The organism is Burkholderia sp. SIMBA_051 (assembly GCF_046534915.1).
GTDB lineage: Bacteria > Pseudomonadota > Gammaproteobacteria > Burkholderiales > Burkholderiaceae > Burkholderia > Burkholderia ambifaria.
In genome coordinates this window covers 175,938-191,427 of sequence record NZ_JAWRXS010000003.1, presented here as the reverse complement: position 1 = coordinate 191,427, position 15,490 = coordinate 175,938, and the positions used below count along the sequence as shown (strand labels likewise).

The 15,490-nt window shown below is 65.8% G+C and carries 14 protein-coding genes; 6 read left to right on the top strand and 8 right to left on the bottom strand.

Features of this window, described 5'->3' with window-relative positions:
* Window positions 1-167 precede the first annotated feature (167 nt).
* Both SB771_RS08325 and SB771_RS08320 read left to right on the top strand, forming a co-directional pair.
* On the top strand, window positions 168-971 hold the full coding sequence (locus SB771_RS08325; protein ID WP_006751612.1) for an inositol monophosphatase family protein: 804 nt from the start codon (window positions 168-170) through the stop codon (window positions 969-971).
* A 300-nt stretch (window positions 972-1,271) separates the two neighbouring features.
* Window positions 1,272-2,894, top strand: coding sequence for an NAD(P)/FAD-dependent oxidoreductase (locus SB771_RS08320; protein WP_175660490.1), 1,623 nt, complete (start codon window positions 1,272-1,274; stop codon window positions 2,892-2,894).
* A 380-nt stretch (window positions 2,895-3,274) separates the two neighbouring features.
* Here SB771_RS08320 and SB771_RS08315 read toward each other — a convergent pair whose 3' ends face one another.
* Together SB771_RS08315 and SB771_RS08310 are read right to left on the bottom strand one after the other, a co-directional pair.
* Entirely contained in the window at window positions 3,275-3,676 is a 402-nt protein-coding gene (locus SB771_RS08315; RefSeq protein ID WP_126228138.1) for a hypothetical protein, read from the bottom strand.
* A 71-nt stretch (window positions 3,677-3,747) separates the two neighbouring features.
* The gene (locus SB771_RS08310; protein WP_175660489.1) at window positions 3,748-4,869 is read right to left on the bottom strand and encodes a sensor histidine kinase; all 1,122 of its coding nucleotides are present in this window, start codon (window positions 4,867-4,869) and stop codon (window positions 3,748-3,750) included.
* A 748-nt stretch (window positions 4,870-5,617) separates the two neighbouring features.
* Here SB771_RS08310 and mutS point away from each other — a divergent pair.
* Window positions 5,618-8,275: a DNA mismatch repair protein MutS gene (mutS, locus tag SB771_RS08305; RefSeq protein ID WP_175660488.1), complete on the top strand. Its 2,658-nt coding sequence runs from the start codon at window positions 5,618-5,620 to the stop codon at window positions 8,273-8,275.
* A complete protein-coding gene (locus SB771_RS08300) occupies window positions 8,256-9,515 on the top strand; it encodes a hypothetical protein (protein ID WP_175660487.1) in 1,260 nt (419 codons plus the stop codon). The genes mutS and SB771_RS08300 overlap by 20 nt, the downstream gene beginning before the upstream one ends.
* On the opposite strand, the gene SB771_RS08295 is transcribed toward SB771_RS08300, so the two are convergent.
* Window positions 9,495-10,037 carry a peptidylprolyl isomerase gene (locus SB771_RS08295; protein ID WP_105834238.1) on the bottom strand — a complete coding sequence of 181 codons (543 nt, stop codon included), beginning with the start codon at window positions 10,035-10,037 and terminating at the stop codon, window positions 9,495-9,497. The genes SB771_RS08300 and SB771_RS08295 overlap by 21 nt on opposite strands.
* Window positions 10,038-10,069: 32 nt before the next feature.
* Here SB771_RS08295 and SB771_RS08290 point away from each other — a divergent pair, with 32 nt between their 5' ends.
* A complete protein-coding gene (locus tag SB771_RS08290) occupies window positions 10,070-11,290 on the top strand; it encodes a cupin domain-containing protein (protein WP_175660486.1) in 1,221 nt (406 codons plus the stop codon).
* A 54-nt stretch (window positions 11,291-11,344) separates the two neighbouring features.
* On the top strand, window positions 11,345-11,590 hold the full coding sequence (locus SB771_RS08285; RefSeq protein ID WP_011657350.1) for a hypothetical protein: 246 nt from the start codon (window positions 11,345-11,347) through the stop codon (window positions 11,588-11,590).
* A gap of 20 nt (window positions 11,591-11,610) precedes the next feature.
* Here the strand turns inward: SB771_RS08285 and SB771_RS08280 are convergent, their stop codons facing one another.
* The 5 genes from SB771_RS08280 to SB771_RS08260 all read right to left on the bottom strand — a co-directional run bounded on the left by SB771_RS08280 (window position 11,611) and on the right by SB771_RS08260 (window position 15,490).
* Window positions 11,611-11,793 carry a hypothetical protein gene (locus tag SB771_RS08280; RefSeq protein ID WP_011657351.1) on the bottom strand — a complete coding sequence of 61 codons (183 nt, stop codon included), beginning with the start codon at window positions 11,791-11,793 and terminating at the stop codon, window positions 11,611-11,613.
* Between the two features lie 110 nt (window positions 11,794-11,903).
* Window positions 11,904-12,680: an MBL fold metallo-hydrolase gene (locus tag SB771_RS08275; protein ID WP_165751659.1), complete on the bottom strand. Its 777-nt coding sequence runs from the start codon at window positions 12,678-12,680 to the stop codon at window positions 11,904-11,906.
* A 4-nt stretch (window positions 12,681-12,684) separates the two neighbouring features.
* On the bottom strand, window positions 12,685-13,827 hold the full coding sequence (gene bamC / locus SB771_RS08270; protein WP_006751603.1) for an outer membrane protein assembly factor BamC: 1,143 nt from the start codon (window positions 13,825-13,827) through the stop codon (window positions 12,685-12,687).
* A gap of 108 nt (window positions 13,828-13,935) precedes the next feature.
* Window positions 13,936-14,841 (bottom strand): 4-hydroxy-tetrahydrodipicolinate synthase, encoded by a 906-nt coding sequence (dapA, locus tag SB771_RS08265; RefSeq protein WP_175660485.1) that lies wholly within the window; start codon window positions 14,839-14,841, stop codon window positions 13,936-13,938.
* Between the two features lie 46 nt (window positions 14,842-14,887).
* Entirely contained in the window at window positions 14,888-15,490 is a 603-nt protein-coding gene (locus SB771_RS08260) for a class I SAM-dependent methyltransferase (RefSeq protein WP_175660484.1), read from the bottom strand.

Below are 15,490 nucleotides of genomic sequence, written 5' to 3'. Positions count from 1 at the left end.
CGAAAATCGGGTAAAATCATGCGCTTACGCGTCGCACCCTGTGCGACGCGGGTCGTACCCCGCTCTTTGTCAATTCGCGTCTCATCTCGCCCGGCACGTTTTGCGCCGTTCCAGGCGGTGTGTTCCACTTCGTGGCGGCCCGTGCCGCCGGCTACAGGATCCAGCTCATGCATCCCATGCTCAATATTGCTGTCAAGGCTGCGCGCCGCGCCGGACAGATCATCAATCGCGCCTCCCTCGACCTCGACCTGATCGAGATCCGCAAGAAGCAGCAGAACGACTTCGTCACCGAAGTGGACAAGGCCGCCGAAGAGGCGATCATCGAGACGCTGAAGACCGCCTACCCCGACCACGCGATCCTCGCGGAAGAATCGGGCGAATCCGAGAACGAATCCGAATTCAAGTGGATCATCGATCCGCTCGACGGCACGACCAACTTCATCCACGGCTTCCCGTACTACTGCGTGTCGATCGCGCTCGAGCACAAGGGCGTCGTCACGCAGGCCGTCGTCTACGATCCGAACAAGAACGACCTGTTCACGGCAACCCGCGGCCGCGGCGCGTACCTGAACGACCGCCGCATCCGCGTCGGCCGTCGCGACCGCCTGGCGGACGCGCTGGTCGGCACGGGCTTCCCGTTCCGCGAGAAGGACGGCCTCGACGCCTACGCGCGCCTGTTCACCGAAATGACCCAGGCTTGCACGGGCCTGCGTCGTCCGGGCGCGGCCGCGCTCGACCTCGCGAACGTCGCGGCCGGCCGTCTCGACGCATTCTTCGAGCAAGGCATCAACGTGTGGGACATGGCGGCAGGCAGCCTGCTGATCACCGAAGCCGGCGGCCTCGTCGGCAACTACACGGGCGACGCCGACTTCCTGCATCGCCATGAGATCGTCGCGGCGAACCCGAAGATCTATGCGCAGATGATCCCGATCCTGAACCGCTACAGCCGCGTGCATCCGGCAGCGGAATAAGCCCGGGCCGCGCCCGCGCGGCACGGCTCGCGCATCACCACGCGCTGGCAGCGTCATGATGGAGCGCTCGTTGCCTTTCCGTTGTCCGGGGAGCGAAGTAATCTTCTTCACGGAGCGGACGCTTCGAGCGGCCGTCCCGACATTGCCCGAGTGGCCCGGTGTACCGCCGCGCGTGCCGCGCTTTCCGATGCCGGATGATCGGCTTCGGGAATGCCCAGGCAGCGCACGCCGCCGCCGGCGCGCCGGCCCCCGCCTGTCTCAACACCGCCACCACCGCGTGGCGACCGTATCCGAATACTCATGTTACGGCTAAGCGAACTGAAACTCCCGCTCGATCACCCCGAGAGCGCCCTCGAGGCCGCGATTCGCGCGCGCCTCGAGGAGCTTGGCGTGGCGGCTGACGGGCTCCTCCGTTACACGGTGTTCCGCCGTGCGCACGATGCGCGCAAGCGCTCCGACATCAAGCTCACGTATATCGTCGATGTCGAGGTCAAGGACGAAGCGTCCGTGCTTCCGCGCCTCGCCGCCACGCCGCATTGCGGCGTGACGCCCGACATGGCGTACCACTTCGTCGCGAAGGCGCCCGAGCACGGCAACTTCCTGCGCCCCGTCGTCATCGGCATGGGGCCGTGCGGTCTGTTTGCCGGGCTGATCCTCGCGCAGATGGGGTTCCGTCCGATCATCCTCGAACGCGGCAAGGCGGTGCGCGAGCGCACCAAGGACACCTTCGGCCTGTGGCGCAAGAGCGTCCTCAATCCCGAGTCCAACGTGCAGTTCGGCGAAGGCGGGGCCGGGACGTTCTCCGACGGCAAGCTGTACAGCCAGATCAAGGATCCGCACCACTACGGCCGCAAGGTGCTCGACGAATTCGTCAAGGCCGGCGCACCGGAGGACATCCTGTATCTGAGCCGGCCGCACATCGGCACGTTCCGCCTCGTCAGCATGGTGGAAAAGATGCGCGCGACCATCCATGAACTGGGCGGCGAAGTGCGCTTCGAAAGCCGGGTCGAGGACATCGAGATCGATCAGGGCAAGGTGCGCTCGCTGACGCTGTCGAACGGCGAAACGCTGCGCTGCGACCACGTCGTGCTGGCCGTGGGCCACAGCGCGCGCGACACGTTCCAGATGCTGCACGATCGCGGCGTCTACGTCGAAGCGAAGCCGTTCTCGCTGGGCTTCCGGATCGAGCATCCGCAGGGGCTGATCGATCGCAGCCGCTTCGGCAAGTTCGCGGGCCACAAGCAGCTCGGCGCGGCCGACTACAAGGTGGTCCACCACTGCAGCAACGGCCGCGCGGTCTACAGCTTCTGCATGTGCCCGGGCGGCACGGTGGTCGCGGCGACTTCCGAGCCGGGTCGCGTAGTCACCAACGGCATGAGCCAGTATTCGCGCGCCGAGCGCAACGCGAACGCGGGCATCGTCGTCGGCATCACGCCGGAAGATTATCCGGGCGGCCCGCTCGCGGGCATCGCGTTCCAGCGCAAGTGGGAAGAGCGTGCGTTCGAACTCGGCGGCGGCGATTACAGCGCGCCGGGCCAGCTGGTCGGCGACTTCATCGCGGGCCGGCCGTCGACGTCGCTGGGCTCCGTGGTGCCGTCGTACAAGCCTGGCGTGCGCCCGACCGATCTCAGCACCGCGCTGCCCGACTACGTGATCGAAGCCATTCGTGAAGCGCTGCCGCAGATCGACAAGAAGATCGCCGGCTTCGCGATGCACGATGCGGTGCTCACCGGCGTGGAGACGCGCACGTCGTCGCCGATCCGGATCCGTCGCAAGGACGATTACCAGAGCGTGAACGTCGAAGGGCTGTATCCGGCCGGCGAAGGCGCGGGGTATGCGGGTGGCATCTACTCGGCAGCGATCGACGGGATCGAAGTCGCGCAGGCGGTGGCGCTCGATCTGGTGTCGGCGCACGGGTCCTGATTGGTTGGGGAGACTCGGCGCAGGCGGGTCGCGTGCGCCGGGTGAAGGCGGGTTTTCAATTCCTGTCGGGGAAGCACATCGAATCGCTGGGTTGGGTCAGCGACTACCAATCGCGATCGGCGGCTACTGGCTGAACGGGGAACGTCGCGCTTATGCGCGGGAGCCACACGGCCGCTGCCGGCCGATCGCCGCCGCGCGCCATCGCCGACCACTGGCCGGATGGCGAGCTTCGAGCGGTCCAGCGCGGCGCTGGTTGACGCTGACGCATGTAACGGTCGCGAGTCCCCGTTGTCCATGCGCAGCCGCCCAATCATGAGGCGCACCTACACCCGGGAGCGTCTTTACGTTTGACCCGGTGGGTTCGAAAGGTCAGCGATAAGCTATCCGAACACGCGAGCCCATACCACCCGAAGGCGTCGCGCGCGGTCTTCGAAGAGATATGAGGCCGCCAGCGTCAAGAGACCTGAAATTGCACCCGTCACGATGTGCTCGACATAGGGGATACGGTAGTGACTCGTGTGCGAGTAGGCGTCGCCCAACGTTGTCAGGATGCCAACGATCAGCGCATTGCCGTATCGATGCCCATAGAGTTTCGCGGCGGGCGTGAACGTCAAAAGTACCGCCAGGAGTCCCGTAAGCAGACCGGTATGAAATGCAATAGTCCAGTGGGTAACGCTCGCGATATTGCCCCAGCTCCCCGGCATGCAGGTCATGCACGCACTGGTGGGCTGCCAGAAACGCTGGATAAACAGTCCGACGCGGTGCTTCCACTCGATTGACATGATGCATTCCCATCAATGCCGTCGCCACGGCCTACGCCCCGCAATCGCCTTCGGTCAGCAGCACCCTGCCCTCACACGCCTTTCGGCAGGCGTACCGCGAATATTGTTTCGGTCTGATCGGACCGCGCGTCGATACGACCGTGGTGCGCCTTTGCGATTTCGCTGGCGATGAACAAGCCAAGCCCCAAGCCAACATCGTCGCTGGGCAGGTCTGCCTGATGCGCGCCGCGCTGAAGCGGGTCGAAGATGCGGTCCAGCGTGCGCCGATCCATGGCCGGCCCACTGTTCCTGATCTCGATGAGCACTTCCGCATCAGCCGATGCTGCCGCCACCCATACCGGTGTCTCGGGCGTTCCGTACTTGACGGCGTTGTCCACGAGATTGCTCAGCAACCGCTGCATTCGCTGATCGTCCCAGTCACCTCGGAGATCGCCGCTTACATCGAGATTGATTTCGCGATCGGGATGAGCCACTTGCAATTCATCGACCACATTGGCGAGCACACGGGCGAGATCGATATTGCGTGGAACGACGTTGATGCCTACCCCAAGCTGGGTCCGATTGAAATCGCAGAGATCGTCAAGGAGGCCCTGCATGCGGCTACCGCTTCTGATCAGCCGGGCGGCAGCGTCGGATACCGCCTCCCCCGCATTGAGCGCGGCAAGATAGGCCGCTGTTACGTGAATGGTCTGCAGCGGCGTCCGCATGTCGTGACCCAGCATACCGAGCAACAAGTTGCGCGACTGCTCGACCTGTTCGGCGAAGAAAGCAAGCGATTCCGCCAGCGCCTGATCTATCGCTTCATTGAAGCGAATCATGTCGTCCAGATCAGGCGGGCTCGGCTTGCACTCGTCGATCCATAAGCGCAGCACACTGGCACGCAGCGCCCGATACTCGGCCGCCAACTGGTTGATGTTAAAGCCCCGCCGGGCGCGCAGAACGGCATGCGTCTGCGCGGCCGTCTCCGTGGCCTTCACCGGCTGGGGCGCGCGCCCCAACGATTTTTCATGTTGCTCTGCCCTTGTTTGCGGGGTCGTTATGTCCTTGGCTACGGCCTCCAGGATCTGGCGCGCGTGGTCCCGCAGCGCGAGCGAGTCCATGCTCCTGGCGGCTGGTAGCAGCGTGGCGGCAAACGCTTCCCACTGCACCAGGATCGGCTCTATGTTCCTAACAATGAAATCAGCTAGACGCATGTCGCCCTCATAACAGAATGACCGACGGGTGCTTCTGTCGTACTTGCGCGATATTAAGTGAATACCGGGGACCGGCGCAATTACATCGAAAGCGACGCATAATCCGGCCGTCGAATGCCCGCTATCCCGTGAACTCAGCAGAACTTTGTCTCTCCAGCGGACGGGCGGACGCGCGCGAAGCTGCTACTGCCAATGTGCCGGAACCAATGTCAAAGCGAACTTCGTGGTTACCCGTCAAAGCAGGGATAAACTCGGCCGCCGAAGCGATTTTTCGCGGTTGGATGGGCACAAGACCCACCACCGTCGCTGCCAACGTCACCCCAATGATGCAGGAGTACCTGCGCCTTAATAATTAAGGCTTTAACTCAAAAGCTACGCGGTAACTTACGCCACATTCCTGACGGTAACCCTTTGCCGTCACTTCCCTTTTGATTGAATCGGCTTTGAAGTTTATCCGGCGTGATTCTTCCTTACAAAGACGGCTTCGAGCAATCGCTTCGACGAATCAAAACCCTGACCGCGCGCAAGAGATGACGGTTTATCGTCGGAATTGAACCTCGAGGCACGGGTACAGCGAATCCGGATCGATCGCCGACAGAAGGAAACAGGTTGCCTGATATCTGATGGCAGGCCCGCCGTCGCTGCCGATTCCCCAACCCCGCAACTGGCCAAACGGCGAACTTCGCGCTTGCCCATCCGGGCCACTGGTAAACTCGGGCAACTCAAGCAACAACTTTACGCCGGATCTATGACCACGCTGTCGCCCGAGGCCTTTGCTGGCCACACCCCGATGATGCAGCAGTACCTGCGCATCAAGGCCGATCACCCCGACACGCTCGTCTTCTACCGGATGGGCGACTTCTACGAGCTGTTCTTCGAAGACGCGGAGAAAGCCGCGCGCCTGCTCGACCTGACCCTCACGCAACGCGGCGCATCAGCCGGCACGCCGATCAAGATGGCCGGCGTCCCGCACCACGCGGTCGAACAGTATCTGGCGAAGCTCGTGAAGATGGGCGAATCGGTCGCGATCTGCGAGCAGATCGGCGACCCGGCCACGTCGAAGGGGCCGGTCGAGCGCAAGGTCGTGCGCGTCGTCACGCCCGGCACGCTGACCGATGCCGCCTTGCTGTCCGACAAGAACGACGTCTACCTGCTTGCAATGTGCACGGGCCACAACAAGCGTGGCGTCGCGGTCAACATCGGCCTCGCGTGGCTGAACCTCGCGAGCGGCGCACTGCGGCTCGCCGAAATCGAACCCGACCAGCTCGGCGCCGCGCTCGAACGCATCCGGCCGGCCGAGATCCTGACGGCGGACGGCGCAACCGACGCGGTGCCCGCGGGCGCCGGCGCGATCAAGCGCGTGCCGGCATGGCACTTCGACATCGCCTCGGGCACGCAGCGCCTGTGCGACCAGCTCGACGTCGCCGGCCTCGACGGCTTCGGCGCGCATTCGCTGACGAGCGCTTGCGGCGCCGCGGGCGCGCTGCTGCTGTACGCGGCGGCCACGCAGGGCCAGCAACTGCGTCACGTGCGCAGCCTGAAGGTCGAGAACGAAACGGAATACATCGGGCTCGATCCGGCGACACGCCGCAACCTCGAGCTGACCGAAACGCTGCGCGGCACGGAATCGCCGACGCTGTACTCGCTGCTCGACACGTGCTGCACGACGATGGGCAGCCGCCTGCTGCGTCACTGGCTGCATCACCCGCCGCGCGCGTCGGTCGCCGCGCAATCGCGCCAGCAAGCGATCGGCGCACTGCTCGATGCGCCCGCGGACGCGAGCCTCGACGCACTGCGCAGCGCGCTGCGCCAGATCGCCGACGTCGAACGGATCACCGGGCGTCTCGCGCTGCTGTCCGCGCGGCCGCGCGACCTGTCGAGCCTGCGCGACACGTTCGCCGCGCTGCCGGCACTGCGTGAGCGCATCAGCGCGATCGTCGCGAACGCGGATGCGCTCACGCGCGTCGACGCGGCGCTCGCACCGCCCGCCGAATGCCTCGACCTGCTGACGAGCGCGATCGCCCCCGAGCCGGCCGCGATGGTGCGCGACGGCGGCGTGATCGCGCGCGGCTACGACGCGGAGCTCGACGAGCTGCGCGACATCTCCGAGAACTGCGGCCAGTTCCTGATCGATCTCGAAGCGCGCGAGCGCACCCGCACGGGCATCGCGAACCTGCGCGTCGAATACAACAAGGTGCACGGCTTCTACATCGAGGTCACGCGCGGCCAGACTGACAAGGTGCCCGACGACTATCGCCGCCGCCAGACGCTGAAGAATGCCGAGCGCTACATCACGCCCGAACTGAAGACCTTCGAGGACAAGGCGCTGTCCGCGCAGGAACGCGCCCTGGCCCGCGAGCGCGCGCTGTACGACGGCGTGCTGCAGGCGCTGCTGCCGTTCATTCCCGAATGCCAGCGCGTCGCGTCGGCGCTCGCGGAGCTCGACGTGCTCGCCGCATTCGCCGAGCGTGCCCGCACGCTCGACTGGGTCGCACCGACCTTCACCGACGAAATCGGCATCGAGATCGAACAGGGGCGCCATCCGGTCGTGGAAGCGCAGGTCGAGCAGTTCATCGCGAACGACTGCCGGTTCGGCGCCGAGCGCAAGCTGTTGCTGATCACCGGCCCGAACATGGGCGGTAAGTCGACGTTCATGCGCCAGACGGCGCTGATCGCATTGATGGCGTATGTCGGCAGCTACGTGCCCGCGAAGTCGGCCTGCTTCGGGCCGATCGACCGCATCTTCACGCGGATCGGCGCGGCCGACGACCTCGCCGGCGGCCGCTCGACCTTCATGGTCGAGATGACCGAAGCCGCCGCGATCCTCAACGACGCGACGCCCCAAAGCCTCGTGCTGATGGATGAAATCGGCCGCGGCACGTCGACGTTCGACGGCCTCGCGCTTGCGTGGGCCATCGCGCGTCACCTGCTCGCGCAAAACGGCTGCTACACGCTGTTCGCGACGCACTACTTCGAGCTGACGCAACTGCCGGCCGAATTCTCGCAAGCGGCGAACGTCCACCTGTCGGCCGTCGAGCACGGCCACGGCATCGTGTTCCTGCACGCAGTCAACGATGGTCCGGCGAACCAGAGCTACGGGCTGCAGGTTGCGCAGCTCGCGGGCGTACCGGCGCCGGTGATCCGTGCCGCACGCAAGCATCTCGCGTATCTCGAACAGCAGTCGGCCACGCAGAACACGCCGCAGCTCGATCTCTTCAGCGCGCCGCCCGCCGCGGCCGACGAACTCGAATGCGCGGATGCGCCGGCGGTGTCCGCCATCCCGCACCCGGCGCTCGAAAAGCTGCGCGACATCGATCCTGACGACCTCAAGCCGCGCGACGCGCTCGACCTGCTGTACGAACTGCGCACGCTCGTCCGCTCGCACGATGCCGACGGGCACGCCTAAACGCCTCCCGTCGGGCCGGCCGGCCCGCGCCGCAGCCGCCGCGCTGATCGCGGCGGTGCTCGCGCTGGCGCAGGCCGGCGCGCTGGCCGCGCCGCCCAAGCGTGCTGCCGCACCCTACTCGTTCGCGATCGTATCGGGCGTGATCGCCGCGCCGGCCGACGAACCGGCCGCGCAGCGACTATTCGAATCGATCGCGCGCGAGCGCAATCTGGCTTTCGTCGTCTATGCAGGCGACATCAAGGGCACGAAGGAAGCGTGCCGCGACGCGCTGTATACGCAGCGCGGCGCGATCCTCGACGCGTCGCGCGTGCCGCTCGTGTTCATTCCCGGCCACGACGACTGGGTGACATGCAACACCGCGGCCGGCGGCGGCTACGATCCGGTGGAACGTCTGGACTTCCTGCGGCAGACGCTGCTTGCCGACGCGGCGCTGCCCGACGCCGGCGCGTTGCAGATCACGCGTGAAAGCGAAGTCGCCCGGTTCCGGCCATATCGCGAAAACGCGCGCTGGATGCATGACGACGTCGTCTACGTCGCGGTGAACGCACCGGCGCCGAACAACCATTACCTGACGGCCGGCGGCCGCAATGGTGAATTCGAGGACCGCATCATCGCGAACGGCTTCTGGATCGACCATGCGGCCGAATATGCGAAGCGGCGCGAAGCGCGCGCGATGGTGGTGATTTTCGAAGGCGATCCGCAGTTCGATCGCTATGAGCGAGCCGAACGCTTTGCGTGGCTGCGCTTCAACCGGCCGCGCGTCCGTGATGGCTTCCGCGAGCTGAAACGAACGCTGGTGAAGGCGGCGGCGACTTTCCGCGGGCCGATCCTGGTGATGCACGCGAGCAGCGAGCCGCTTGCGAACGGCTTCCTGATCGATCGCCCGCTGCATGCGGACGACGGTGTGCTGGTGGGAAATGTGACGCGCGTCGCGATCGGACCGCGCCATCCGGCGAATCAGTGGGTGAAGGTGAGCGTGTCGCCGGCACGGCAGACGATCTTCAACGTGAGCCTGCAGGACGTGCCGAAGAACCTGCCGATCCCGCCCGCGCTGCCGGCTGCGCCACGCGACGATGTGCCGCTGCCGCAAATGCCGGAAATTCCGGCGTTGCCGGCATTGCCCGACTCATCGTCGGTCGCGCCGCCGCTGCAAGGCGACGGCACGACGCCGGGTGCGCCGCCCTCTCCTTCAGGGCCGGCGCCCGGCCTGCCCGCCAGCTCAGTGCAGAGTCCGCCCTGAGGGCGTGTCGCCGTCCTCGTCTTCGTCCTCGTCGACGATTTCGAGGCCTTCCGCGCCGTGCGCGTGCTCATGCTCGATCTCGTCCTCGGTCGCTTCGCGAACGTCCTTGACCGTGAGCGCGAAACGCAGCGCCATGCCCGCGAGCGGGTGATTGCCGTCGAGCACGACCTTGTCTTCGGCGACGTCGGTGACCGTGTAGATCAGCGAATCCACTTCCTCGTCGCCGTCTTCCGGCGTGCCTTCGAACTGCATGCCCACTTCGAGCGGCTCGGGAAAACGATCGCGCGGCTCGATCTTCACGAGTTCGGGATCGTAGTCGCCGAACGCGTCTTGCGGCTCGAGCTGAACCTGTGCCTGGTAACCGGGCTCGTGGCCGTCGAGCTGTTCCTCGATCTTGGGGAACGTGCCATCATAGCCGCCGTGCAGATAGACCATCGGCTCGTCGCTTTCCTCGATCAGGTTGCCTTGTGCATCCGACAACTTGTAAGTGACAGACACGACGGTGTTTTTTGCGATTTTCATCCAATTCTCCCAAATACAAGTCTCATTATACGATGCGCAACCGGTCTCAAGCCGAACCGCGGGATGCCGCTGCCGCCCCGCTCGGCGCGCCTCCTTCCGATCTTCCCACACCGCTGCTCGGCGGTCTCTCCCCGGCGCAATTCATGCGCCGCTACTGGCAGAAAAAGCCGCTGCTGATCCGTCAGGCGATCCCTGGCGTGAAGCCGCCGGTCACGCGCGACGCGCTGTTCGAACTGGCAGCCGACTATGACGCCGAATCGCGACTGATCACCCATTTTCGTAACAAGTGGCAACTCGCGCACGGCCCATTCGAGCCCGACGCGCTGCCCGCCGTGTCGCGCAAGTCCTGGTCCCTGCTCGTGCAGGGGCTCGACCTGCACGTCGACGCGGCCCGCGCGCTGCTCGACCGCTTCCGCTTCATCCCGGACGCGCGCCTCGACGATCTAATGATTTCGTACGCGACGGACGGCGGCGGCGTCGGCCCGCACTTCGACTCGTATGACGTGTTCCTGCTGCAAGTCGAAGGCCGGCGCCGCTGGCGCATCGGCGCGCAGAAGGATCTGTCGCTGCAGCCCGACGTGCCGCTGAAGATCCTCGAGCATTTCGAGCCGAGCGACGAGTGGGTGCTGGAGCCGGGCGACATGTTGTACCTGCCGCCGCACATCGCGCACGACGGCGTGGCCGAAGGCGAATGCATGACCTGCTCGATCGGCTTTCGGGCACCGTCCGCGGGCGAGCTGGGCGCGCAATTCCTGTACTACCTCGCGGAACGCGGCGGCCTGCGTGATGGTCGCGGCGACGCGCTCTACCGCGACCCGAAGCAGCCGGCGGTCGACACGCCGGCGCAACTGCCGCCGGCGATGGTCGAGCGCGTCGCCGAGATCGTCGATGCGATCCGCTGGCGCAAGCGCGACGTCGCTGAATTCCTCGGCTGCTACCTCAGCGAGCCGAAGTCGAGCGTGGTATTCGAGCCGCCGGCACGCCCGCTGTCCGAGGCAGCATTCGTCACGCAGGCTTCTCGCCGTGGCGTATATCTCGACAGAAGGGCCGCATTGATGTATAACGCGCGATCGTACTTCATTAATGGTGAAGAAGAACCGCTCGAGCAAGCCGGCGAATGGCTGCCCGAACTGGCCAATCTGCGCTATATGGAGGCGAAACGGTTTGTAACACTCTCCCGGGCTCCCTCCATGACAGCCTTGCTGCACGAGTGGTATTGTGCGGGCTGGATACGGGTCGGAAACCGGATTTAGTGAGTTGCCCCGTATGCCCATGCAGATCAAATTCTGTATGGGAAAGACAACGTATTGACCCCGCATTTGTCGACGGTCGATAGGAAAGTGCATATAATTTCCGCCCAAGCCGTAGGGAAGATTCACGCTCTAGAAGTGCGTCTCCACCAGCGGCCCAGGTCGGTGTTGGAGCACATTACCGGTATTGTTTCGCGCTGTTGCTTACCTTTAACCATAAAAGGACGTGATCATGAAGAAATCCCTCCTCGTAGCTTCCCTGTTGGCTGCTGTTGCACTGGCTGCTTGCAACAAGAGCGCTGATCAAGCTGCTTCGTCGGCTGCTAGCGACGCATCGGCTGCTGCTTCGTCGGCTGCTTCGGCAGTTGCTGGTGCTGCGAGCGACGCTTCGGCTGCTGCTTCGTCGGCTTCGGCTGCTGCGAGCGATGCAGCTGCTGCTGTGGCGTCGGCTGCTTCGGCAGCGACGGCTGCTCCGGCTTCGGGCGCAAGCCAGTAAGCCTCAGCATCAGCTGAAAAAAAACCGGCCCTCTGGGCCGGTTTTTTTATGTCTGTCGGTTCCGCATCGCGCCCGGCAGCCAGGACGGCCAAGACGCCGCCCCGCCCCCGCTTGCGCCGCTCAGCCGAGCGTCAGCCAGTCGAAGCCCGCGTCCTGCGTGGCGACGACCACCTCTTCCCCGTCCGTTCCCAGCACGCCGGCAAATGCCTGGCGGGCCAGCTCGGGCCGATTGTTCTGCTGGCTCAGGTGCGCCGCGACCAGATGCTGGAGGCGGCTGCGTTCGAGCGACGCGAGGATGCCGGCGGCGGCATCGTTGCTCAGGTGGCCGTGATTGCCGCCGATCCGCGCCTTCAGGGACTGCGGATAGCGGCTGCCGGCCAGCATCGCGGTATCGTGGTTGGATTCGAGCACCAGCGCGTCACAGCCGCTCAGGACGGACGTGATGTGCGGCGTGGCCATTCCGACGTCGGTCAGCACGCCGAGCCGGCGGCAACCGTCCATGAAGACGAACTGGAGCGGCTCCCGCGCGTCGTGGGGCACCGTATAGGGCATCACGGCCAGATCGCGTATCGCGGCCGTCTCGTCGCCCCACAACACGTGGAGATCGACATCGGCCTCGTCCGCGCCCACCGCGCGCGCGGTGCCCCAGCTCATGTAGAGCGGCAGCGACCCGCGCCGCGCGAGCGTCAGCGCGCTGCCGACGTGGTCGCTGTGTTCATGGGTAACGAGGATTGCATCGAGATCGTCGATGCCAAGATTCAGGCGGCCGAGGCGGCGCTCGACCTCCTTCGCTGAAAAACCGCAGTCGAGCAGCACGCGGGTGGTCGTCGTGCCGCTCGCGACCTCGACGACCAGTGCGTTGCCTTCGCTGCCGCTACCGAGGCTGGCGAAGCGCACGCGTTCAGTTCAGTTCGGCGTGCAGCAGCGAAATGATCCGCTGTGCGTCCGACGAGTTGTCGACCTTGCCGCTGGCGTCGACCACCGCGACCTGCGTGCCGCTGCCCTGGGCGCGCACGTTGACGAGGTATTCCTTGCCGGGCTTGGCCGCCGCCGGGCCGCCGTAGAACAGCTTGCCGAACAGGCCGTCGCGCTTGAGCTCTTCCATCGTGTTCGCGTAGCGGACCGTGTACAGGCCCTTCTCGCGATCGCGATTGTCGACAGCGAAATTGGTGCGGTCGAGCGCGAGACCGACGCGCAGCCATGCGCGGTCGAACGATTCAGCCAGTTGCAGCGTCGCGGCGCCGCTGCTCGCGTCGCCGACCTGCGCCGGCGCCGTCGCCGGACGCGCGTCCGTCAGCAGCTGCTTCGCCTGCGCGTCGCTCAGGCCGAACTTCTGCATCAGCTTCGACAGGAACACGGCCTCGAGCACCGGATTGCGCGGACGCTCTTCCCAGCGCGACGACGTGCCGCCCTGCGGACCGACCATCATTTCCTCCATCGCGCTGTGCGTGATCGAGATGTCGGTGTTGCCGTTCGACGTGCGGTTCACGAGCGTACGGAAACGGTCGCGCGTGCCGGACGAGTATGCGAAATCGATGACCTTGCCGATCGTGCGACGGAACCAGTCGTCGGGAATGTTCGCGCGGTTCTCGGCCCAGTCGGTGGCCATGATGCCGGTCGACGGTGCGTCGGTCTTCAGCGAGAAGCCGTTCTCCTGCCAGAACTCCTTCAGGATCGGCCACAGCTGCTCGGGCGTGCGCCCGTCGACGACGAGCCAGCGGCGGTCGCCGTCGCGCTCGATATGCATGCCGAGCGGGTCCTGCGCGCTCGGGACGCCGTCGGTCGCGTTGCCGGCGGCCGTCGTCGCCCGCGGCGGCAGCGTGCCGAGACCTGCGTTGCTCGGCGGCGCGACGAACTGCTGAGTCGTCGGCACCGGCTTCAGGTCGCTCGGCACCGCGAGCGGCGGCGCCGAACCCGTGTTCTTGTAGTTGACGCGGTCAGGAGCCAGATAGTCGTTCAGCGTATCGCAGCCGGCGAGCGCGCCCAGCGCCAGCGCCACCACCGAAACCTGGATGGCGCGAGATGAAAAGGCGAAACGTTTCATGAAATCCTTCGTCTTGCTAGAACGCTCGTCAGGAGCGGCGCCGGACGGAGCCGGCCGGTGCGGGTTGATGAGGAGTGCCGGCGGCCGCAGGACGCGGCCGCCTGTGCATCAGGCGAGGACGCCGGCCTCGACGAGAGCCGAACGCACGACATCGTGACAGCGCTCGTCGAGCGGCGTAAGCGGCAGGCGGATGCCGCCCTGCATCTTGCCCATCGCCTGCAGCGCCCACTTCACCGGAATCGGGTTCGCCTCGATGAACAGGTTCTTGTGCAGCGACAGCAGCTTCATGTGCAGCGCCCGCGCCGTGGCGACGTCGCCGGCCAGCGCCGCGCGGCACAGGTCGCTCATCGCGCGCGGTGCGACGTTCGCCGTCACCGAGATGTTGCCGTGGCCGCCGAGCAGCATCAGCGCGATCGCGGTCGGATCGTCGCCGCTGTAGATCGCGAAATGCTTCGGCGCGGACTTGATCAGGTGCGCGGCGCGATCGATGTTGCCCGTCGCTTCCTTCACGCCGATGATGCCCGGCACCTGCGCGAGGCGCAGCGTCGTCTCGTGCGCCATGTCCGCGACCGTGCGGCCCGGCACGTTGTACAGGATCACGGGCAGGTCGACCGCTTCGGCGATCGACTTGAAGTGCCGGTACATCCCTTCCTGCGTGGGCTTGTTGTAGTACGGCACGACCTGCAACGTCGCGTCGGCGCCGACGGCCTTCGCGTGCTTCGTCAGTTCGATCGCCTCCGCGGTCGAATTGCCGCCCGCGCCCGCGATGATCGGGATGCGCTTCGCCGCATGCTCGACCGCCGTGCGGATCATCAGGATGTGCTCTTCGACGTTGAGCGTTGCCGACTCGCCACTCGTGCCGACCACGACGATTGCGTCGGTGCCTTCCGCGATGTGCCAGTCGATCAGTTTGCGAAACGCCGGCAGATCGAGACTGCCGTCTTCGAGCATCGGGGTGACGATCGCGGGGATGCTGCCGCGGATTTGAATGCCGTCTTGGGTGCCGTTAGCCATGAAACGCGATTGATTGATGTACCGGTAAACGTTGGATTGTAGCGGATTAGCCGGGCAGTTCGTAACGTGGAATTCCCGCCCCCGCCGTCGGGGTCGCGCCCTCACGTACCGCGCAGATACGCTGCACGAACGCCTCGCGCGGCCCGGCGACGAATCCGTCCTCGTAGGCGATCACCCGCAGGTGGCCGCGCACCGCGTCCAGCAACTCGCCCGGAGCGAGCAGGAACGCGGGGTTGGACGGTTTGCCGACCGTTTCGTTTCCTTGCGCGAAGGTTTCGTAGATGAGCACGCCGCCGGGCGCCACCGCATCGAGCAGATGGGGCCAGAGCGGACGATGCAGATAATGGGTGACGATCACGGCCGCGAACGACGCTCCGGCCTGCAGCGGCCAGGGCGCGCCCTCCAGATCGGCGTCGCGTGCGTCGACGCCTGCGATCGCCCGCAATGCGGCCAGCGCGGCCGGATCGCGGTCGAGCGCGACGACCGGATGCCCGTGCGACGCGAACCAGCGCGCATGGCGCCCGCCGCCCGCGGCGACGTCGAGCACCGCACCGCCGGCCGGGACGAGCCGCGACCACCGGGCGACCCAGCGCGACGGCTCGGTCTGGGCGACGTGGCCGCCCGCGGCGACAATGACGGATTCGCGCAT

Excerpts from the sequence above, each read along its gene's own strand:
- SB771_RS08325 (WP_006751612.1), top strand. The coding sequence starts at position 168 with ATGCATCCCATGCTCAATATTGCTGTCAAGGCTGCGCGCCGCGCCGGA.
- SB771_RS08320 (WP_175660490.1), top strand. The coding sequence starts at position 1,272 with ATGTTACGGCTAAGCGAACTGAAACTCCCGCTCGATCACCCCGAGAGC.
- SB771_RS08315 (WP_126228138.1), bottom strand. The coding sequence starts at position 3,676 with ATGTCAATCGAGTGGAAGCACCGCGTCGGACTGTTTATCCAGCGTTTC.
- SB771_RS08310 (WP_175660489.1), bottom strand. The coding sequence starts at position 4,869 with ATGCGTCTAGCTGATTTCATTGTTAGGAACATAGAGCCGATCCTGGTG.
- mutS (WP_175660488.1), top strand. The coding sequence starts at position 5,618 with ATGACCACGCTGTCGCCCGAGGCCTTTGCTGGCCACACCCCGATGATG.
- SB771_RS08300 (WP_175660487.1), top strand. The coding sequence starts at position 8,256 with ATGCCGACGGGCACGCCTAAACGCCTCCCGTCGGGCCGGCCGGCCCGC.
- SB771_RS08295 (WP_105834238.1), bottom strand. The coding sequence starts at position 10,037 with ATGAAAATCGCAAAAAACACCGTCGTGTCTGTCACTTACAAGTTGTCG.
- SB771_RS08290 (WP_175660486.1), top strand. The coding sequence starts at position 10,070 with ATGCGCAACCGGTCTCAAGCCGAACCGCGGGATGCCGCTGCCGCCCCG.
- SB771_RS08280 (WP_011657351.1), bottom strand. The coding sequence starts at position 11,793 with ATGCTGAGGCTTACTGGCTTGCGCCCGAAGCCGGAGCAGCCGTCGCTG.
- bamC (WP_006751603.1), bottom strand. The coding sequence starts at position 13,827 with ATGAAACGTTTCGCCTTTTCATCTCGCGCCATCCAGGTTTCGGTGGTG.
- dapA (WP_175660485.1), bottom strand. The coding sequence starts at position 14,841 with ATGGCTAACGGCACCCAAGACGGCATTCAAATCCGCGGCAGCATCCCC.
- SB771_RS08260 (WP_175660484.1), bottom strand. The coding sequence starts at position 15,490 with ATGCGCGAATCCGTCATTGTCGCCGCGGGCGGCCACGTCGCCCAGACC.